Raw genomic sequence first — 20,856 nt, forward strand, 5'->3', positions numbered from 1 at the left:
AAAGGGGAGGCACTGCCATGGGCAGCGTGCAAGATAAAAAACTAATAGTGGGTCTCGACATCGGCACATCGAAAGTGGTGGCGATAGTGGGCGAGATTAGTCTGGATGGCGACATTGAAATTGTCGGTATCGGCTCCAGCCCGTCTAAAGGTATGAAGAAGGGCGTGGTGGTCAATATTGAATCGACTGTGCAATCTATTCAGCGAGCAGCGGAAGAGGCTGAGTTGATGGCAGGCTGCCAGATACACTCAGTCTACGTTGGTATAGCGGGCAGTCATATTCGCAGCCTCAACTCGCACGGCATCGTTGCCATTAAGGATAAGGAAGTGTATCGCGCGGATCTGGAGCGGGTCATCGATGCGGCTCAGGCGGTTGCGATTCCTGCTGATCAGAAAATTCTGCACATCCTCCCACAGGAGTATGTCATTGATGATCAGGAGGGCATCAAGGAGCCATTAGGCATGTCTGGCGTGCGCCTCGAAGCGAAGGTTCATCTTGTCACTTGCGCAGTAAACGCAGCACAGAATATTGAAAAATGTATCCGCCGCTGTGGCCTGGAGGTTGAAGAAATCATTCTCGAGCAGCTCGCATCCAGTTATTCAGTTCTCACCGACGACGAGCGTGAGCTAGGTGTCTGCATGGTCGACATAGGTGGCGGCACCACCGATATCGCAATTTTTACTGAAGGCTCTATTCGCCATACCGGTGTGATACCTATCGCCGGAGATCAGGTGACCAATGACATTGCTATGGCGCTGCGGACGCCTACTCAGCACGCGGAAGAAATCAAAATAAAATACGCCTGTGCGCTAACGCAGCTGGCTGGCCCCGATGAAACGATCAAAGTGCCCAGTGTTGGCGACCGTCCACCCAGAGACCTGTCTCGACAGTCGCTGGCCGAGGTGGTGGAGCCGCGCTATGACGAGTTGTTCACTCTGGTACAGGCAGAGTTGAGACGCAGCGGATATGAAGACATGGTGCCTGCGGGTGTTGTTCTGACCGGTGGAACTTCCAAGATGGAAGGGGTAGTGGAGCTGGCGGAAGAAATTTTTCACATGCCTGTGCGAGTGGGTTATCCGCAAACGGTCCGTGGCTTGAACGATATTGTGCGCAACCCAATCTATGCAACCAGTGTGGGGTTGTTGCAGTACGGGATGGAGCATCGCAATGACGGCGGAAAGACGTCATCTGCTAAGTCCAGTGGTACGAGCGAAAGTTTCTGGAGTCGGGTCAAGGCCTGGCTGCAAAGCAATTTTTAAAGGTGTTTTAGTTGCAGTTGTAGTTGTAGTTGTAGTGTGGATGAAGAGCGTGGCGCGCGAGCGTGACAAATTAAAAAAAGGGGAGTAAGACCATGTTTGAACTAATCGATAGTATTCCATCAAACGCAGTGATTAAAGTGATAGGGGTGGGCGGCGGTGGCGGAAATGCTGTCAAACACATGATCGAAAATAATGTGGAGGGGGTAGATTTTATCTGTGCCAATACCGATGCGCAGGCACTGTCAGATATTGTCGCTAAGACAGCACTGCAACTGGGTGGAGACATCACTAAAGGGCTGGGAGCCGGAGCCAATCCGGAAATCGGTCGTGCGGCGGCAATGGAAGACCGCGAGCGTATTGCTGATGCACTGCGCGGCGCCGATATGGTGTTTATAACAGCTGGCATGGGCGGTGGCACAGGTACCGGTGGCGCGCCGGTGGTGGCTGAAGTGGCAAGGGAATTGGGTATATTGACTGTTGCGGTAGTCACCCGACCCTTCGTTTTCGAGGGCAAGAAGCGATTAAATATTGCGCTTGAGGGATTGGCTGAGCTGGAGCAGCATGTGGACTCCTTGATTACTATCCCCAATGAAAAATTACTGGAGGTGCTGGGGAAAAACACTAGCCTGCTGGATGCATTTCGCGAAGCCAATGATGTGCTATTGGGCGCTGTGCAGGGTATCGCAGACCTCATTATTCGCCCCGGTATGATTAACGTCGATTTCGCTGATGTCCGCACTGTCATGTCCGAGATGGGCATGGCAATGATGGGCACAGGTTATGCTAAAGGTGAAAATCGTGCGCGCATGGCGGCAGAAAAGGCGATCAGTAGCCCGCTGTTAGACGACATTAATCTGGCTGGAGCGCGGGGTATTCTGGTTAATATCACTGCCGGCTTTGACCTCTCGCTGGGTGAATTTTCCGAGGTCGGTGAGACCATTGAGGAGTTTGCCTCTGAAGAAGCCACGGTGGTCGTCGGCACGGTGATCGATCCGAGTATGAAGGAAGAGATAAAGGTGACCGTCGTCGCTACGGGTCTGGGCGGTGCAGCTGTTCGAGTGCCGCTGCAGGTTGTAGAGGGTCATTCCAGGCCTGCTGTCAGCGAATCGCAGGCGGAGCCTGATTATAAGGAGTTTGACCGTCCTCCAAGCATGCGCAGTTCCCGGAAGTCTACTGGTGGGCAAGTTGCAGAGGCAGCAGAGGGCGCCAGCGAGGACTATTTCGATATTCCTGCCTTTTTACGTCGCCAGGCTGACTAGCTGCTCGTCGCCGGAGTTGTTGTCGAGCTGATCCTCAACCCCGAGTCAGCCGGTGATAGCGCGCCATTCCCCGGGTTGATCTCAATCCGGAGAATGGAGTAACGGTTTTTTTTACAGTCCCGGTGTTGTTCGCAGCTCTGCAAATAACACCGTTGACTTGGCGTTTTAGCGCCGTCTATGGCATAATTTTGTGCATATTTAACATTCTCTATGCCTGTTAACCAATACATGAAAATAATTCTGATTAGTTCAAGACATAAGCGTTCGCGCTCTATAGAGCTGAGCCGCTGGTCTCGCGCACTATTATCACTTTGTTGTCTCGGTTTGCCGCTGAGTCTTGCTGCCTCTGGATACCTTGTGGGACAGCAGAATGGGCCGCGCTTGAGTGAGGAGGCGCCCGATACATCGCGCGATGGGTCACAACAGTCTGTCTCATTAGGCGGGCTGTCTGAGCCACAGCTGCGGGCCATGACAGGCAACCTGGCGGAGTTAGAGGCCAGAATGACGCGGCTGGATGCGCTGGGACAGCATCTCACTGCGATTGCAGACCTGCAGGAGGGAGAATTCGACTTTAGTGAGCCACCTGCTCTTGGTGGCCCCATGGTGAGTGAGTGTAATACCGATGCCCCCATCACCGATCTTGACGGTGAACTGTCTCGACTTGCGGCGCACATCGGCGACCGCGAACAGCAGTTGGACATGCTGGAATCGCTGCTGAGCAACCGCAAGCTGGAAGAGCAGGGATTGGTCTCGGGTAGTCCGGTGAAAAAGGGCTACATGTCATCCCGTTATGGGTGGCGGGCAGACCCCATTACAGGAAAACGTTCAATGCATACCGGTCTCGATTTTGCCGGAAAGACGGGCTCTGACGTTGTGGCCGTGGCCTCCGGCGTGGTGAGCTGGACGGGTAGGAATGCAGGTTACGGGAATGTTGTAGAGATCTCCCATGGCGATGACCTCGTCACACGCTACGCGCACAATAAAGAAAATTTGGTCGTCTCCGGTGACGTTGTGCGCAAGGGTGATACGATTGCACTGATGGGTTCCAGCGGCCGCGTCACCGGTCCGCATGTACATTTTGAAGTGTACAAAAATGGACGTGCAGTTGACCCCTCAAGTTATGTGGCTCGTACGCAACCCTGATCCAGTCCTGTTTCGCTCTTCGCTCGCTCCGAGCCATTATGGTCCGGCCCACTTTATTGAAAATACGATGAAATGTAATGATAAGCCAAACTCTGAAAAACCTTTTCGGTACGCGTAATAGCCGTGAGCTAAAGCGCATGGGCAAGATCGTTAAACAGATCAATGCCTTTGCGGGTGACATAAAGGCGCTGGACGATAAGCAACTGGCCGCTAAAACACCTGAGTTCAAACAGCGCTTGGCCGACGGGGATACACTGGACGATATTCTTCCTGAGGTCTTTGCGGTAGTGCGTGAAGCGGGAGACAGGGCGCTCGGCCTGCGGCATTTCGATATGCAGCTGGTCGGTGGTATGGCCCTGCACGAGGGCAAGATTGCCGAAATGCGCACAGGCGAAGGAAAAACGCTGGTGGCGACTTTGCCGGCGTATCTAAACGCACTAACGGGTAACAGCGTGCACCTGATCACGGTGAATGATTATCTGGCCAATCGTGATGCACATTGGATGGGGCCGCTTTATAACTTTTTGGGTGTGTCATTTGGGGTGATTCGGTCTGGCCTGGCAACGCCGGAAAAAATCGCAGCCTATAGCGCGGACATCGTCTATGGCACCAATAATGAGTTCGGCTTTGATTATTTGCGCGACAATATGGCCTTTTCCCTGGAAGAGCGTATGCAACGGGGTTTAAGTTTCGCCATTGTCGATGAGGTGGACTCCATCCTCATTGACGAGGCGCGTACGCCGTTGATTATTTCCGGGGCGTCGGATGACAGCTCGGAACTCTATAGGCGGATTAATAAAATGATACCGTCTCTAAGGCTCGATACCGAGGAAGAGCCCGGGCATTACACGATCGACGAAAAGCAGCGTCAGGTGGAGTTGACCGAATCCGGACACGAGTTTATTGAGGAGTCGATGATCAGCGGGGGCTTGCTAGAGGAAGGTGATAATCTCTACGGCGCCACCAACCTCAATTTGTTGCATCACGTTTATTCCGGTATGCGCGCACACGTGTTGTATCACCGCGACGTGGAGTACATTTTACAGGATGGGCAGGTGGTGCTGATTGACGAGCACACCGGTCGCACCATGGCAGGAAGACGCTTGTCGGAAGGGCTGCATCAGGCGATCGAGGCTAAAGAGGGGGTCTCTATTCAGAGTGAAAGCCAGACGTTAGCGTCCACTACCTTCCAGAACTACTTTCGTATGTATGACAAGCTTGCGGGCATGACAGGTACCGCCGATACCGAAGCTTTTGAATTTCGTCAGATCTATGGCCTGGACGTGCTGGTTATTCCCACCAATGTCGAACAACAACGGGACGATCTTAATGACCTGATCTACCTCAGCACAGAGGAAAAGTTCGATGCGATTGTGGCCGACGTCAAGGAGTGTATGGAAAAGCGCGCGCCCGTATTAGTGGGTACCGCGTCGGTTGAAACATCCGAAGCCATGTCCGAGCGCTTCCGCAAGGCCAAGATCGACCACAAGGTGCTGAATGCAAAGTATCACGAGCAGGAGGCTGAAATCATTGCTCAGGCCGGTCGGCCGGGCGTAGTGACTATTGCAACCAACATGGCAGGTCGCGGTACTGATATCGTGTTAGGCGGCAATCTAGAGGCAGAACTTAGTGCGCGCGGTAGTGCTGATGAGAAGCAGGTGCGCGAAGACTGGCAGGAACGACATGATCAGGTGTTGGCGGCAGGCGGATTGCATATTCTGGGCACCGAACGACATGAATCGCGTCGCATTGACAACCAATTGCGCGGTCGTGCGGGACGTCAGGGAGACCCGGGTGTGTCGCGTTTTTATCTATCTATGGAAGATAGCCTGATGCGAATCTTTGCCTCTGAACGTGTTAAGGGGTTTATGCAGAAACTGGGTATGGAGAAGGGCGAAGCGATAGAGCATCAAATGGTCAGCAACGCTATTGAAAAGGCCCAGCGCAAGGTAGAGGGCCGCAACTTCGATATCCGTAAACAGTTATTGGAATACGATGACGTTTCCAACGATCAGCGTCAGATAATCTATCAGCAGCGTGATGACCTGCTGACCGAAGCAGATATCTCCGAGACGATTACCGCTATTCGCCTCGATGTGGTAGCTGATGCGGTGGAGACCTACATTCCCTCGATGAGTGTAGAGGAGCAGTGGGATATCCCAGGGCTTGAAAAACAACTGGAGTCCGAGTTCTCTGTCTCGTTGCCGTTGCAGCAGTGGTTGGATGAAGATGACACGCTTCACGAGGAGGTGTTGCGCGAGAAAATTTCTGACGCCGTTCAGTCTGCCTATGACGCCAAGGGTGACGATGTCGGTTCGGATATGCGTAGAATCGAAAAGCAGATTATGCTGCAGGTGCTTGACACGTTGTGGAAAGAACATCTGTCCACTATGGATCATTTGCGTCAGGGTATTCATTTGCGGGCCTATGCCCAGAAGAATCCTAAGCAGGAATTCAAGCGAGAGTCTTTCGAGTTGTTCCAGCAGTTACTGGTGAATCTCAAATATGAAGTGGTGAAGTTCCTTAGTCATGTGCAGATACAGCGTCAAGACGAAGCCGAGGCAATCGAGGAGAAGCGTCGGCAAGCGGCTGCGGGGGAGAAGCTTGCATTTCAGCACGCGCAGGCCCCTGCTATGACGGGGGGTGAGGCTGAAGCCGCGTCAGCTGAACCGGCAACACCTCAGACTTATGTTCGAGAGCAGCCCAAGGTCGGGCGCAATGAGCCCTGCCATTGTGGTAGTGGTAAGAAGTTCAAACAGTGCCACGGCAAGCTGTGAAGCCTATGCGGTTTGTCGGTGAGCGCAGTGTGTAATTGAGATGGCAGTCGGGGATGACAGCTATGGACCATTACACAGCGTGTCAGGTGTTCGCCTAGGTACTATTTCTGCTGGAATAAAAACAGCGGGTCGCAAGGATCTAGTGCTTATCGAGGTCGCGGAAAACACGCAATGTGCTGCGGTATTTACCCGCAACGCATTTTGCGCGGCACCGGTCACGGTCGCCCGAGAAAATTTACACAGCTGTGCCCACCAACCTCGCTATCTGTTGATCAACACTGGGAATGCCAACGCGGGAACCGGCAGTGCTGGTATTGAGGCCGCGCGCACGAGTGTGCAGACGGTGGCTTCGGCGGCGGGCGTTGATGTGTCCACTGTACTGCCTTTTTCGACGGGTGTTATCGGCGAGCCACTGCCAGTGGAGCGTCTGACACAGGCAGTGCCCGCTGCATTTAACGCACTGTCTGCTGAAGGCTGGGCCGCTGCAGCGGAGGGAATACTCACCACAGATACCCGCCCGAAGGCGCATTCCGTGCGGTTCAGTTGTGACAACCAGAACTACGTGGTGACCGGAATTGCAAAAGGCTCCGGTATGATACGTCCGAATATGGCCACTATGCTCGCCTTTATCGCTACCGATATGGCTGTTGAGAAAACACTGTTGCAGGCACTACTGCCACAGCTGACAGATCGTTCGTTTAACCGTATTACCGTAGATGGTGACACCTCTACCAATGATGCCTGCGTGTTGCTGGCGACCGGGGAGGCCGGCAATACACCGGTCAATGATGTTCACTGTGACCTGTACCATGCACTGCACGATGCGGTGGAAGAGGTTTGCATCAGTCTTGCCCACAGCATCGTGCGGGATGGGGAGGGCGCAAGCAAATTTGTGACGGTTCAGATCAACGGTGGTCGCAGCGAAGCAGAGTGTCTGGAGGTCGCGTTTACTATCGCTCATTCGCCGTTGGTGAAGACGGCACTGTTTGCCAGTGATCCTAATTGGGGTCGCTTGCTCATGGCTATAGGCCGGGCTGACATACCCAAGCTAGACGTCGAAAGCGTTAGGCTGTATCTCAATGAGGTGTTGATTGCCGAGGATGGTTGTCGTGCCACCAGTTACACAGAAGAGCAGGGCGTTGTTGCCATGGCCCCAGAGGAAATTGTTATCCGCGTTGAACTTGGCAGGGGTGCTGCCACTGCCACCGTGTGGACTACTGACTTCTCCTACGACTATGTGCGCATTAACGCCGAATACCGCTCCTGAATGTCCGTCGTTCACGTGGCAGTCGGAGTCATCGTTGATAGTGCCAACAATGTACTGATTACCCGACGCTCACAGAGCGCTCATCAGGGCGGGTTGTGGGAGTTCCCCGGAGGAAAGGTCGAGGCGGGCGAATCGCTCGTGGCGGCTCTGACGAGAGAATTACAGGAAGAATTGGGTATCTCTATTGGTCGCACCAGCGCGCTATTAGACATTCATCACGATTATGGCGATAAGCAGGTGCTGCTTGATGTGCACATGGTGTGGGACTACACCGGTGAAGCACGCTCTTTGGAAAACCAACCTATGGCTTGGGTGTCGCCACAGGCATTAACGCAATACGCTTTTCCTGCTGCTAATGTAGCCATTGTGACTGCGCTTGAAAAACTCTTTCGCGTCTGACCGCGTCCATTAGGACACAGTGTCAGCGCGTAGTAAAAAGGTGTTGTGTAATGTCTCTACTTTATTGTCCAGCGCTTCCAGAGAGCCGGTATTCTCAATGACAATGTCAGCGAGTGCCAGTCTGTCTTGTCGTCCCATTTGCGCGGCCATGATGCGTTTAACCTGCGCTTCATCGTTGTTGTCTCGCTGCACCGTGCGCTGCAGCTGCAGTTCTTCGGGCACGTCTATCACCACCACACAATCGACCAGTGCCTTTTGAGTGGTATCGAGCAGTAGCGGTGAACTGAGTATCGTGTAAGGACTGCGCGAGGCGCTGATCTGATCGAGTATTTCCTGCCCAATGAGAGGGTGCGTAAGACGCTCCAGCCAGTGCCGCTCTGTCTCATCGGCGAAAACCCGGGCCCGCAGAGCGGCTCTGTCTAGCGTGCCATCTGTCTGGATGATGTCAGTGCCAAAGTGCTCTACGATGGCGGCCAGGGCAGGCCTGCCTGGCTGCACGACGATTCTTGAGACCAAGTCGGCATCAACCACGGTAACCCCGAGGTGTTCAAAGCAGCGGGTGACGGCGGTCTTGCCACTGCCAATGCCACCGGTGACGCCTACAACTAGCGCCATATCAGTCTATTCCCAGCGCGCTTGAATAGCGCGACATAAGGGTGTCGCCCCAGAGCAATACGAGCCAGCCCGCCATGGCCAGGTAAGGCCCAAAGGGAATCGGGATATCTTTGCCGCGACGCTTGATAACCATCAGTGCAATACCGCAGACAGCACCGACCAAAGAGGACAGCAAAATAATCATCGGAAGCGCCTGCCAGCCCATCCACGCGCCCAATGCGGCGAGCAACTTGAAATCGCCGTAACCCATTCCCTCTTTACCGGTGATCAACTTGAATATCCAATAAATACTCCACAGCGAGAGGTAGCCCATGATGGCCCCGATCACAGCGTCCGGCAGGCTGACGTAAGTTGCACTGAGGTTGAACAGCAAGCCTAGCCACAGCAGCGGCAGGGTGATGTCGTCGGGTAGCAACTGGTGGTCCATGTCGATCATGGTCAGAGCAATCAACGACCACGTAAACGCGAGGGCACCGAGCAAGGCGAGAGACACATCGAAATGCCACGCCAGTGCTAATGTCATCAGGCCAGTCACCAATTCCAAAAGGGGGTAACGTGGCGAAATTCGCACTGCGCAGTTGCTGCACTTACCGCCTAGCGCAACGTAGCTGAGGACGGGAATGTTGTGCCACGGCTTTATAGCCGTCTTACAGTGAGGGCAGTGGGAATTCGGTATGGCCAGGTTGAACGGCGCCTCCGCGCTTTCCGGCTCGACTTCCAATAATTCGCAGCAATCGCGCCGCCACCGGGATTCCATGATCAGCGGTAGGCGATAGATGACGACATTGAGAAAACTGCCGACAAGCAGCCCAAGACACAGCAGGCCAACACTGAGCAGGCCTATTGGCACGACGGTTTCTGGCATAAATTATGTGTCCTTGCAGTGGTGGGCTAGATGACCGATCCCAGCATAAATATGGGCAGGTACATAGCAATCATCAGACCGCCCACAAGGACCCCAAGCACAGACATTATCAGGGGCTCCATCAGGGAGCTGAGGCTATCGACCGCATTATCTACAGCCTCTTCATAGTGGGTGGCCACCTTGTCCAGCATGTCATCGAGTGCGCCGGATTCCTCTCCAATAGACACCATTTGCAGCAGCAGATTGGGAAATAGCCCGGTAGATTTGATGGCGCTGTAAAGTGTGTTGCCCGTGGTAACGTCGTCACGGATGCGGCGAATAGCTTTCGCATAGACGGAGTTGCCTGCTGCGCCGGCGGTGGAATTCAAGGCCTCCACCAGTGGCACACCAGCGGCAAACGTGGTGGCTAACGTGCGAGAGAAGCGCGCGATTACTGCATCATGAATGATGCCGCCAACAACGGGTGTTTTCAGTGCGGCCCTATCCAGAAACTCGGAAAAACGGACAGAACGTAGCTTCATCTCTCGAAACGCAAATATTGTACCGACAATGACCCCGAACATGACGAACCACCAGGCGATGACGAAGTCCGATATATCCATAACGAACTGTGTGAACGCAGGCAGTTCAGAACCGAAATTCTTAAAGGTATTGGCAAAAACCGGCACCACTTTGATCAGTAGGATAGCGGTTACGACCAGTGCAATACAGACCACTGCGGTTGGATAGGTCATCGCCTTTTTGATTTTGGCTTTTAGCTGTTCGCTTTTTTCCTTATAGGTGGCCACGCGATCCAGCATGACCTCCAGTGTGCCCGAGTCTTCACCTGATCCAACCAGGCTACAGAACAGCTCATCGAAGTAACGTGGGTGTTTCGCCAGAGAAGGCGCAAGTCCGCTGCCCGAGGCTACGTCATTTTTGATGCTGACGACCAACGCTTTCATTTGGGGCTTTTCTAAACCGTCTTCGACGATGTCAAAACTTTGCACCAGTGGCACGCCTGCCTTGAGCATCGTTGCCAGCTGTCGAGTGAAAATAGCGATATCAGCTGGCTTGATGGCTTTACCCTTGCCCCCGAACAATGGCTTGGGTTTTTTACGCACGTTGTTGGGCTTGATGCCCTGCTGGCGTAATTGTGCTCTGGCCATGGCTTGGCTGATAGCCGTGATTTCGCCCTTGCCGGGACGGCCACTTTTGTCTGTCCCGCTCCAGGTAAAAATGTCGGTTCTGATTGCGCTTGCTGCCATGGTGGTGACCGTCCCTCTGTCTTTATGATGCCGCTATTATCTAGTCGACGGTAATCCGGTTTGCTTCTTCTAAACTGGTCATTCCCTGGGCAACTTTTTTCAGTGCCGCGATCCGTAAATCATGAAAGCCTTCTGCTCTGGCCTGAGTGGCGATTTGCATTGAGTTGCCTTCCTCCATAATAAGCTTGGCAATAGAGGGGGTTATTTTAACCACCTCGTAAATACCCACTCGTCCCTTGTAACCGGCATTACAGTCTTTGCAGCCCACAGGGCTCATGATAGTGGCTCCGGTCAACATGTCTTCGGTGAAGCCCTCTTCGAGCAGTGTGCCATGGGGGATGTCATCCGCTGGCACACTGCAGGTCTTGCACAATCGCCGGGCCAGTCGCTGCGCTATGATCAGGTTGACCGAAGACGCTACGTTAAACGCCGGGACTCCCATATTGAGCAACCGGGTAATGGTTTCCGAGGCACTGTTGGTGTGTAGCGTAGAAAGCACTAGGTGGCCTGTTTGTGCGGCTTTGATCGCGATTTCTGCTGTTTCGAGGTCTCGAATCTCACCCACCATGATCACGTCTGGATCCTGGCGCAGGAAGGAGCGCAATGCCTCCGCAAAATTAAGTCCTACCTTAGCATTCACATGAACCTGGTTGACGCCATCGAGATTAATTTCCACCGGGTCCTCAGCGGTGGAAATATTACGCTCGGGCGTGTTGAGAATATTGAGGCCAGTATAGAGCGACACTGTTTTTCCCGAGCCTGTGGGGCCTGTGACCAGAATCATGCCCTGGGGCTGGTTCAGTACTTTTAGGTACATGTCTTTTTGGTAGGACTCATAGCCCAGGGCGTCGATGCCCATTTTTGCGCTGCCAGGATCCAGAATACGCAGTACGATTTTTTCGCCGTACAGGGTGGGCAGTGTATTGACGCGAAAATCGATAGCCCGATTGCGCGACAGCTTCATCTGGATACGTCCGTCCTGAGGTAGCCGCCGTTCTGAAATATCCATTTGCGACATGACCTTTAGCCGCGCCGCGAGGCGTGGGGCAAGATTTCGCGGAGGTTTAACCACTTCCTCCAGAATGCCATCGGTGCGAAAGCGCACCCGATAGGAATGTTCATAAGGTTCAAAGTGGATGTCTGACGCACCCTGTTTAATCGCGTCTATTAAGACTTTATTAACAAACCGCACAATGGGTGTTTCGTCAATCGACTCGCTGCCATCATCCTCTTCTTTCGCTTCTCCGTCGCTGACGATATCAATATCGTCTAGATAGGACGCGTCCAGATCACTCAGCCCATCGGAGAGTGCGTCCTGTGACTCGGCACATTTAGCCAGTGCCTCACTGAGGGCGCTTTCTTCCACCAGCACGGCATCCGTGTTGATGCCAGTGTGAAATTTTATCTCTGCAAGGGCGGCTAGATTGGTCGGGTCTGATACCGCGACAAAGAGCCGATTGCCGTGGTGTAACAGCGGCAGCGCATGGTGCTTTTGCATCAACGCTGCATCGACCAGGGCAACGGAAATCGAATCGGTATTGAGCGCGGCTATATCAAATAAGGGTAAGCCGAATTCGTGTGAGGTCAGCTCTGCCAGACGTCGACCGTCGACGTTTTCCTTCTCTACCAGATACTGGACAAAGTGCACCTTCTCTATGGCCGCTTGTTTTTGCGCTTCGACGGCCTGCTCGGCGGTGATCAGCGATCCAGCCACAAGGCTTCCCGCCAAACCGCTGAGCTGCCCCAGTGCTTTACTGTTCATCGAGTGAAGGTTCCTGTGACCGATAGAAAAATAGCCATAACGCCGCAATTGATTGAAAAGAGAAAGTATAACCAGCTTGCTATACCTGCGGCAGCCTCTGTTTAGGGTTAAATTGTACAAAATACTGCTCGCAGTAGGCGTGAGCCTGTCGGCGCATTGCTACCGTGTTGGCGTCACTTGTGACAAAAATTGTCCGATATCGACACTTTGGGTCAAAATGGTGGCAAGCGTGGAGCGGCCTGTGCGCCGTGCTGGGAAACAAAAAATAATATAACCAATTGATTTAGCTAGTATTTTTATTTTTATTGCCGTGTATTTCCATTGTTGGCACGCGATATGCAATGTCATCTCTGCAAATGGCCTATACCGGGGAGAAGAGTCTCTTGCCGGTGTGTAACCCTAATCATCAAGGTAGAGAACGATTATGAATATTCAAAAGAAGGCACAAAAAGGTTTTACCCTCATCGAACTGATGATCGTGATTGCGATTGTCGGTATTCTTGCCGCGATCGCGCTGCCTGCTTATCAGGACTATATTGTACGCTCCAAGATGTCTGAAGCAGTCGCTGCTCTGGCAGAAGCCAAAACGACCGTTACTGAATATGTGGCGTCTAACGGTGGGCTGCCGGATGATGGCGTAGGAATCGAATTTGGTGTCAATACCGCTGAGCGCAACAGTGATATTCTTAAAGTGATAACTGTGATTGTTCTGACTCCAAAGGTTTACATTACGGCGAATGTTAATCAGGCTGTCTGGGGCGACGGTACTGGCACCGAGCCCTTTTCCTTAGTGGGGACTGTAGGCTCTGATTCTACTATTCGGTGGCAATGCAACCCAGGGAGTGCGCTTAGCACAACGGGAGTTGATATAAAGTATCTTCCTGCCAACTGTCGTGGCGCTTACGTAGACCCGGACGCAGCCCCTGACGCCTAACCTCGGTCACTAATGGAGTAGGAAAAAGCCCGGCTCTGCCGGGCTTTTTTTTGACCAAAATAAAGCGGTGCTGGCGATCGTTTTAGAGGACATGCCTTGCGCTTGACCTTACGACGCCCTCGCTTTTGCCTCACGCCGTCGCGCATGCAACACCGGCTCGGTGTAACCACTGGGCTGTTGTTCACCCAGAAACACCAAATCACAGGCGGCCTGAAAAGCAATGCTGGCATCAAAGTTGGGCGCCATAGGCCGATACAAAGGGTCCGCTGCGTTTTGTGTATCCACGACGGCCGCCATGCGCTCGAGTGTCTCCCGCACCTGTTCTGCACTGCAGACGCCGTGACGCAGCCAGTTGGCGATATGTTGACTCGAGATACGCAGGGTCGCACGGTCCTCCATTAAGCCCACCTGATTGATATCAGGCACCTTGGAGCATCCCACGCCTTGGTCAATCCAACGCACGACATAGCCCAGTATGCCCTGCGCGTTATTATCTAATTCGCGCTGAATTTCAAGCTCACTGAGACCGTCGGCGCCTTTGAGGGGAATGCTCAGGATGTCGTCCAACGAGGCGCGAGCCTCCCCTAATAATTGGGTCTGCCGCTCGCCGACGTTGATATCATGGTAATGCATCGCGTGCAGCGTTGCTGCCGTCGGGGAGGGCACCCAGGCAGTGCTGGCGCCGGCCTGCGGGTGTGCAATCTTGTTGCTCATCATGTCGGCCATCAGGTCTGGCATCGCCCACATGCCTTTGCCGATCTGAGCCTTACCCAATAGTCCACAGCGCAGTCCGGTATCGACATTCCAGTCTTCATACGCAGAGATCCAGGGTTCCTGTTTCATCGCACCCTTGGGTGTAATGGCGCCTGCATGCATGCTGGTGTGTATCTCGTCGCCGGTGCGATCCAGAAAACCGGTGTTGATGAACACTAGGCGCTCGCTCGCTGCACGAATACACTCTTTGAGGTTCACTGTGGTGCGTCGTTCCTCGTCCATGATGCCCATTTTCAGGGTGTTGCGGGCCATACCCAGGACGTCTTCGATACGGTCGAACAGGTCACAGGTGAACGCGACTTCATCCGGGCCGTGCATTTTGGGTTTTACAATATAGACGCTGCCCTGCGGCGAGTTGCGATCACTGCCGGCTGCCTTGTTCAGGTCGTGCAGCGCGATCATCGCGCTGAACATGGCATCCATAATGCCCTCTGGAATCTCATCACCGTTGGCATCCAATATGGCCGGTGTGGTCATCAGATGGCCTACATTGCGCACGAACATCAGGCTGCGCCCGGCCAGCATCAGCTCGCCGCCATCGGGCGCAGTAAAGCGACGGTTCTTGTTGAGACGGCGGGTCATCGTCTTGCCGCCTTTGTCAAAGCGATCTTCCAGATCGCCACGCATCAGGCCTAGCCAGTTGCGATAAGCGACGGTTTTGTCCTCGGCGTCCACCGCTGCGACGGAGTCTTCGCAATCTTGAATGGTGGTGAGTGCCGCTTCCAGCACGACGTCTTTGACGCCTGCTGCATCGGTCGCACCAATGGGGCTTGCCGGGTCGATTTGGATTTCGATATGCAGACCGTTATGGCGCAGCAGGATGCTGTCAGGTGCTGCCGCATCGCCGCAATAGCCACGCAGCTGCGCAGGCGCTTGCAGCGTGCGGGTTGCACCATCACTCAGTGTGACCTGCAGCGCGCCCTCCGCTACGGTGTAGGCTTTCGCATCGACATGGCTGCCCTCGGTGAGGGGGCAGTGGCGGTCGAGAAAGTCTTTCGCGTAGGCGATAACGTTATTGCCGCGCACTGGATTATAGGCACCCACGCGCTCGGCTCCGTCGGCCTCTGGGATCACGTCAGTGCCATATAAAGCATCGTAAAGGCTGCCCCAGCGGGCATTGGCCGCGTTCAGTGCGTAGCGCGCATTCATCACCGGCACCACCAGTTGCGGCCCTGCCAGCGTGGCGACTTCCTCGTCTACGCCTGTGGTGCTGATGTGAAAATCGGGACCTTCATGAAGCAGGTAGCCAATCTCTTGCAAAAAGGCCTTGTAGGCCTCGCGGTCGTAGTCGTTACCCGGGTGAGCCTGATGCCATGCGTCGATTTTGCCCTGCAGATCTTCACGGATTTGTAATAAATCACGGTTACGCGGCCCCAGCGTGTCGACGATGGATTCCAGACCCTGCCAGAACTGAGCGGGCGTGACACCCGTGCCCGGGGCGATGTCTTTTTCCAGAAGTTGGTTGAGAACGGTTGCAACCTGCAAGCTCCCCTGTTGGACGCGATCCGTCATGCTGATTCCTCTTTGTAAACGATAGCTAAGCCCAGGCCCACGCCTGTGCCGCTGAGCAGATGAGTGTAGGTCGCAGACTTAAATTTAGCGAATTTATCGCTTCTATCACCGCCATTAGAGCGGTGAATGCCGCTAAAGCGTCGGTTGCTGTCCGTTCAGTTCTCTGGCGGTGTCCACAATCAATTTACGCAGCCATTTATTGGCGGGGTTGTGTTGTAAAAGTGGGCTCCACGCCATTTTCAGCTCTAGTGGCGGAATCTCCAGCGGCGGCTCGCGCAACACCACACGCGGGTTGTTCAGTTTGAGCTGCGCTGCGCGGGTTGGGAGGGTGACGATCAGGTCGTTTTGTTCTGCCAGTGTCATCGCCGCCTGATAGTGTCGCGTGAACACCCGTATTTGACGCTTCTTGCCCAGTCTGTTGAGGGCTGCATCGACCCATCCCAAGCGTTGAACGTCGCTCGGATCTACGCCTACCCCCACACCCATGCCGGTCTTACTGACCCACACATGGTTGGCTTGGAGATAATTCTCCAGGGTGAAATCGTTCAGTACGGGATTTTCGGGGCTTAGTACGCAGGTAAAGCTATCGTCCCAAAGGTGTATCTGATGGAAGGATTGGGGCATGGAGTCGAACCGGTTGATCACCATGTCGACCTTCCCGCGCTCAACATCCAGAAAGCTCACGTCCGAGGGTGTCATGATATCCAGCGTCAGGCCCGGTGCCAGCGTGCGTAGCTTTCCTAGCACACTGGGGAATAAGGTGGACTCAGCATAATCGCTGGCCATAATGCGGAAAACACGCTGCGCAGTGCCCGCTTCAAACTCTCCGCGAGGCTGTACGGCCTGATCGATTTTGCTGAGGACCTCGCGCACCACCGGCTCCAGCTCGAGCGCGCGCTCAGTGGGTGTCATGCCCTCGCTGGTCCTTACGAGTAAGGGGTCGTTAAACAGTTCCCGCAGTCGGCGCAGGCCGTTACTCATGGCCGGCTGTGACAGGTTGAGTTGGTTGGCGGCCTGGGTCACGTTGCGCTCGCGCAGCAGTGCATCTAGGTAGACCAGCAGGTTAAGATCGATCCGATTGACTTTCACGAGACGCTCCGCATTCATTTTGTGAATGAAAGATATGCTAGGTATTGGCTGGGGGAATTATACTCACAATCTAGCGATTGCCAACACTGCACATGGGTTGCACGCATCACGGTTGGGTTTGTGCGTGTGCGTCAGGATGTATAATGCTCACAATGACATCATTTTGGAGTGGTTATGATCCCAATTTCGACCCCCGATCTATCGGATGAGGCACCCGAGGTCTGTGCCCTTGAGTTGCAACTGGTTAATTATGGACAAATCCGACAATTTGGGGGGGCGGTAGTCACCATCAAATGCCACGAGGACAACTCGCTGGTAAAGCAATGTGTCGAGGAGCCGGGACTGGGCCGCGTGATCGTGGTGGATGGCGGGGGTTCTATGCGGCGTGCCCTGCTGGGTGACCTGCTGGCAGAGAAAGCGGCAGCCAATCGCTGGAGCGGCCTGATTATCAATGGGGTTATCCGCGACGTGGATGAAATTGGCCGCACCTCTGTCGGTGTGCAGGCATTGGGCAGTTGTCCGATCAAGACTGAAAAGCGCGGCGTGGGGGAGCGTGATATCGACCTTCACATCGGCGGCGTGGACATCGCGCCGGGTGATTATATTTACGCCGATAATAACGGGGTGATTGTCAGTAAGCGGTCTTTGCTCTCGCAATGACCCTGATTGTGGCGTGCGGTTTTATAGCAGGCGCATGGATAGATCGAGCGGTTTACAGTCCTTGGTCAGTGCGCCAATTGAAATAAAGTCCACGCCGGTTTGCGCAATAGCAAGCAGCGTTGCTTCGGTCACATTACCGGAGGCTTCCAGTTCGACGCGCCCATTCGACAAATTAACGGCCTGCACCGTATGCTCAAGAGAAAAGTTGTCCAGCATGATTCGGTCGCAGGCCGCCGCTAGCGCCTCTTCGAGCTCTGCAAGGTTTTCAACTTCGACTTCCACTGGTTTTCCAGGGGCGTAATTCATTGCTGCTTTTACCGCTGCAGCAATGCCGCCGCAGGCCGTGATATGGTTTTCCTTGATCAGAAAGGCATCGTATAACCCGATGCGGTGATTATGACAGCCACCGCAGCGCACCGCGTACTTTTGTGCTTCGCGTAATCCAGGAATCGTTTTTCGAGTGTCCAACAATTTTGCATTAGTCTCGCTCACAACGTCTGCATAGCGATGACTGGTGGTTGCTGTGCCCGACAGCAGCTGCAGAAAGTTGAGGGCACAACGCTCACCGGTCAGTAAGCTTCGCGCAGGGCCCTCAACGGTAAATAGTGTATCGCCTGCGGTGACGACTTGCCCGTCTGCACGATGCCATTCCAGACGCACCGCCTCGTCCAGATCTGCGAATACGGCATTCACCCACGGCTGTCCACAGAGCACGCCATCTTCTCGGCTAATCACTCGGCCAGTCGCGCGCGAACCAGCGGAAATTAACGCAGCGGTAATATCGCCGCTGCCCACATCCTCTGCCAGCGCAGCGCGAATATTACGCTGCACTACTGCGGAATCGGGGGCTGTGAGTTGGGGTTTCGACTGGCTCATAAAATAAATGTGTGTCGTGAAAATGATTGGTGATTGTAGCAGTTAGTAATGTCCACTGTTAATGCCGATTGTGAGGCATAGGTGCTCTGCATTCTGTGACTAATTCCGTGTAAACTGTGACTCGGGCAACGTTTCGCTCGGCATCGACAGTAACAGCTGTCAGGAATAACAGCAGACATGCAATACACAGTGGATAAGGGCTGGTTACTTGAGGCTAGGAGGGTGCCTTCACCGAATTGCGAGACCCGCCCGGCAAACTGTGTGCCAGAACTATTGGTTATACACAACATCTCGCTCCCGCCGGGGTGTTACGGCGGCGACTGCATAGAGCGATTTTTTACGAATCGTTTGGACTGGGACGAACACCCTTTCTTCGAAAAGCTCCGTGGCATGAAGGTGTCAGCACATCTGTTGATACAACGCGGTGGTGATCTTGTGCAATTTGTTGATTTCGGTGAGCGCGCCTGGCATGCGGGTCAGTCCACTTACAAAGGGCGTAGCGATTGCAACGATTTCAGTATCGGCATTGAGCTTGAGGGCACGGATGATGACCCTTATACCGATGCACAATATACGGCCCTGTTAGCGGTGACGAGTGTGTTAATAGCACAGTACCCGGCTATGGGTACGGATAAAATTGTCGGGCATTGCGATATTGCGCCGGGGCGCAAAACCGACCCAGGCCCCGCATTTGACTGGTACCGTTATCGGCAGCAGTTGGGGGAAGTAGACCGTATGTAAATCTCTTCCTATTGACTGTCAGCCCATTACGGCATTTTTGCGTTCAACTGCTAAGCTTTAACACTAACGACTCTCTGTTTTGCAACCAGTCGACGGATACCCAAATCCATGATGAGGCCTGCTGACACGGATTTAACCCTTCCTTCAATCATTGCCGCGCTGGGAGCTGCGCCCGCGAGATTGGATCTCGTGCTTACGATCATTTTTCATGCTGACACTGCTCGTATTGGACACAAGACTTTGGTGCCATTGCAAACGGGTGATGTCCCTTGGGTGCTGGGGCGTTATAGCCCCGAGTTCAATGGGACATATGATCACGCCCCCGCAGGGCTCGATGATGCGCATGTCAGTCGCCGAGCGCTACAATTTAGCTACCAGGGTCAGCGCCTTACGATTCGTCGATTTGATTCAGCCAGTCGCTGTCGCGTCGGCCCGACCGAGTTGTACAGCAGCGTTGAACTGCGCAGGGACACGTTGCTCGAGGGCGTCCCTCTGATGCTAGGGCACAGTATTGTTCTTATGCTGCGACTGACCAAGCGCAGTATCACAAAGAATCAAACAAGCCATGATAGCGATCCGTTGCGCGGTAACAGTGTTTGTATGGATGACATTCGAGAGCAGGTCGCTCGTACCGCTAAAAGCGACCTTGACGTACTCATTCGGGGCGAAACAGGAACCGGCAAGGAATTAGTGGCCACGGCTATTCACCAGGCGAGTGGCCGGGCCGACGGCCCCATGGTCTGTGTCAATATGGCCGCAATCCCTAATGAGCTGGCGGCGTCCGCTTTGTTTGGCAGTACTCGTGGCGCCTTTACAGGCGCTGATAAAGCAAGCCCGGGTTATTTTGAGCAGGCACAGGGTGGCAGCCTGTTTCTGGATGAGATTGGAGATGTCGCTTTGGAGGTGCAACCGTTGTTGTTGCGTGTCCTAGAGCAGCGTGAAATTCAGGCTGTCGGTGGCCCGATAAGGCGCGTGGATGTGCGCGTGATATCCGCCACGGATGCAGCGCTTGAGGGTGAGGGTTGTCATTTTAAAGCGGCATTGCGCCACCGTCTTGGGGCCTGTGAAATAGTACTGCCGCCGCTGCATGAACACCCAGAAGATATCGGTGAGTTGTTATTGCATTTTCTTCAGCGTAGCGCAGCGGAGGCCGAACGCACTGAATTATTACCTCATGTGCAGAGCCTCGCGCGGGACATTGCCGCCTGGGCAATACTGTTTTTTCGTTTTGTGAGTTATCGCTGGCCGGGAAACGTTCGTGAGCTGGTCAATTTCACCCAACAGATCGTTCTCGCAAGTGAGACGACGCCGATCTTGAATGCAAACTTGCAGTTAACGCTGCTCAAGAAAAATACTAAAGCGTCTTCAGTAGAGGGGCGTCCGCCACGCCGTAAAATCCAGGATATCGACGATGATACGTTTGATCAGGCAATGGTCTCTAACGGTAGTGAAGCGCTACGCGTCGCTTTGCAGCTAGGTGTTTCGCGGGGCGCAGTGTACCGGCGTATTAAAATGTCACCTCGCTATCGCTTGGCCACAGACATTTCACTGGATGAGTTGCAGCGTGTACTGACTCAGCGCGGTGGCGATAGCGTAGCTGTTGCTAAACAGTTGCAGGTCTCGGTGAATAGTCTGCGCTGTCATTTGCGCAATTTACGTCTTTTTTATCACTGAGTG

At 53.9% G+C, this 20,856-nt stretch carries 17 protein-coding genes; 10 read left to right on the forward strand and 7 right to left on the reverse strand.

Annotated features, from left to right (window positions below; translation table 11 throughout):
• Positions 1–17: 17 nt before the first annotated feature.
• The 6 genes from ftsA (at position 18) to mutT (ending at position 8,104) form a co-directional block, all read left to right on the forward strand.
• Positions 18–1,259 carry a cell division protein FtsA gene (gene ftsA, locus ABXT62_RS04025; protein WP_415357256.1) on the forward strand — a complete coding sequence of 414 codons (1,242 nt, stop codon included), beginning with the start codon at positions 18–20 and terminating at the stop codon, positions 1,257–1,259.
• Between the two features lie 92 nt (positions 1,260–1,351).
• Entirely contained in the window at positions 1,352–2,518 is a 1,167-nt protein-coding gene (ftsZ, locus tag ABXT62_RS04030; RefSeq protein ID WP_415357257.1) for a cell division protein FtsZ, read from the forward strand.
• Between the two features lie 228 nt (positions 2,519–2,746).
• Positions 2,747–3,661: a M23 family metallopeptidase gene (locus ABXT62_RS04035; protein ID WP_415357259.1), complete on the forward strand. Its 915-nt coding sequence runs from the start codon at positions 2,747–2,749 to the stop codon at positions 3,659–3,661.
• A 77-nt stretch (positions 3,662–3,738) separates the two neighbouring features.
• Positions 3,739–6,438: a preprotein translocase subunit SecA gene (secA, locus tag ABXT62_RS04040; RefSeq protein WP_415357260.1), complete on the forward strand. Its 2,700-nt coding sequence runs from the start codon at positions 3,739–3,741 to the stop codon at positions 6,436–6,438.
• A 40-nt stretch (positions 6,439–6,478) separates the two neighbouring features.
• On the forward strand, positions 6,479–7,705 hold the full coding sequence (gene argJ / locus ABXT62_RS04045; RefSeq protein ID WP_415357261.1) for a bifunctional glutamate N-acetyltransferase/amino-acid acetyltransferase ArgJ: 1,227 nt from the start codon (positions 6,479–6,481) through the stop codon (positions 7,703–7,705).
• On the forward strand, positions 7,706–8,104 hold the full coding sequence (mutT, locus tag ABXT62_RS04050) for an 8-oxo-dGTP diphosphatase MutT (RefSeq protein ID WP_415357262.1): 399 nt from the start codon (positions 7,706–7,708) through the stop codon (positions 8,102–8,104).
• Between the two features lie 9 nt (positions 8,105–8,113).
• On the opposite strand, the gene coaE is transcribed toward mutT, so the two are convergent.
• Genes coaE through pilB form a run of 4 tightly spaced genes read right to left on the reverse strand, consistent with a single transcriptional unit; the run spans position 8,114 to position 12,593 of the window.
• Complete coding sequence (coaE, locus tag ABXT62_RS04055; RefSeq protein ID WP_415357263.1) at positions 8,114–8,719, reverse strand: dephospho-CoA kinase; 606 nt, start codon at positions 8,717–8,719, stop codon at positions 8,114–8,116.
• Between the two features lies 1 nt (position 8,720).
• Positions 8,721–9,584: a prepilin peptidase gene (locus ABXT62_RS04060; protein ID WP_415357264.1), complete on the reverse strand. Its 864-nt coding sequence runs from the start codon at positions 9,582–9,584 to the stop codon at positions 8,721–8,723.
• 26 nt (positions 9,585–9,610) lie between these two features.
• The gene (locus tag ABXT62_RS04065) at positions 9,611–10,831 is read right to left on the reverse strand and encodes a type II secretion system F family protein (RefSeq protein ID WP_415357265.1); all 1,221 of its coding nucleotides are present in this window, start codon (positions 10,829–10,831) and stop codon (positions 9,611–9,613) included.
• Between the two features lie 40 nt (positions 10,832–10,871).
• Complete coding sequence (gene pilB, locus ABXT62_RS04070; RefSeq protein WP_415357266.1) at positions 10,872–12,593, reverse strand: type IV-A pilus assembly ATPase PilB; 1,722 nt, start codon at positions 12,591–12,593, stop codon at positions 10,872–10,874.
• A gap of 424 nt (positions 12,594–13,017) precedes the next feature.
• On the opposite strand from pilB, the gene ABXT62_RS04075 reads away from it, so the two are divergent.
• On the forward strand, positions 13,018–13,527 hold the full coding sequence (locus tag ABXT62_RS04075) for a pilin (RefSeq protein WP_415357267.1): 510 nt from the start codon (positions 13,018–13,020) through the stop codon (positions 13,525–13,527).
• 108 nt (positions 13,528–13,635) lie between these two features.
• On the opposite strand, the gene ABXT62_RS04080 is transcribed toward ABXT62_RS04075, so the two are convergent.
• The gene (locus ABXT62_RS04080) at positions 13,636–15,813 is read right to left on the reverse strand and encodes a malate synthase G (RefSeq protein WP_415357268.1); all 2,178 of its coding nucleotides are present in this window, start codon (positions 15,811–15,813) and stop codon (positions 13,636–13,638) included.
• Between the two features lie 132 nt (positions 15,814–15,945).
• The gene (locus ABXT62_RS04085; RefSeq protein ID WP_415357269.1) at positions 15,946–16,902 is read right to left on the reverse strand and encodes a LysR family transcriptional regulator; all 957 of its coding nucleotides are present in this window, start codon (positions 16,900–16,902) and stop codon (positions 15,946–15,948) included.
• A 177-nt stretch (positions 16,903–17,079) separates the two neighbouring features.
• On the opposite strand from ABXT62_RS04085, the gene rraA reads away from it, so the two are divergent.
• Positions 17,080–17,562, forward strand: coding sequence for a ribonuclease E activity regulator RraA (gene rraA, locus ABXT62_RS04090; RefSeq protein ID WP_415358161.1), 483 nt, complete (start codon positions 17,080–17,082; stop codon positions 17,560–17,562).
• A 21-nt stretch (positions 17,563–17,583) separates the two neighbouring features.
• Here the strand turns inward: rraA and nadC are convergent, their stop codons facing one another.
• A complete protein-coding gene (gene nadC, locus ABXT62_RS04095; RefSeq protein WP_415357270.1) occupies positions 17,584–18,438 on the reverse strand; it encodes a carboxylating nicotinate-nucleotide diphosphorylase in 855 nt (284 codons plus the stop codon).
• Between the two features lie 177 nt (positions 18,439–18,615).
• Between nadC and ampD the strand changes: the two genes are divergently transcribed.
• Both ampD and ABXT62_RS04105 read left to right on the forward strand, forming a co-directional pair.
• Positions 18,616–19,179 (forward strand): 1,6-anhydro-N-acetylmuramyl-L-alanine amidase AmpD, encoded by a 564-nt coding sequence (gene ampD, locus ABXT62_RS04100; RefSeq protein WP_415357271.1) that lies wholly within the window; start codon positions 18,616–18,618, stop codon positions 19,177–19,179.
• 108 nt (positions 19,180–19,287) lie between these two features.
• Positions 19,288–20,853, forward strand: a complete 1,566-nt coding sequence (locus tag ABXT62_RS04105) for a sigma 54-interacting transcriptional regulator (RefSeq protein WP_415357272.1) — start codon at positions 19,288–19,290, stop codon at positions 20,851–20,853.
• The last annotated feature ends 3 nt before the right edge of the window (positions 20,854–20,856 follow it).

The sequence above is a fragment of the Halioglobus sp. Uisw_031 genome, assembly GCF_047729875.1.
GTDB lineage: Bacteria > Pseudomonadota > Gammaproteobacteria > Pseudomonadales > Halieaceae > Marimicrobium.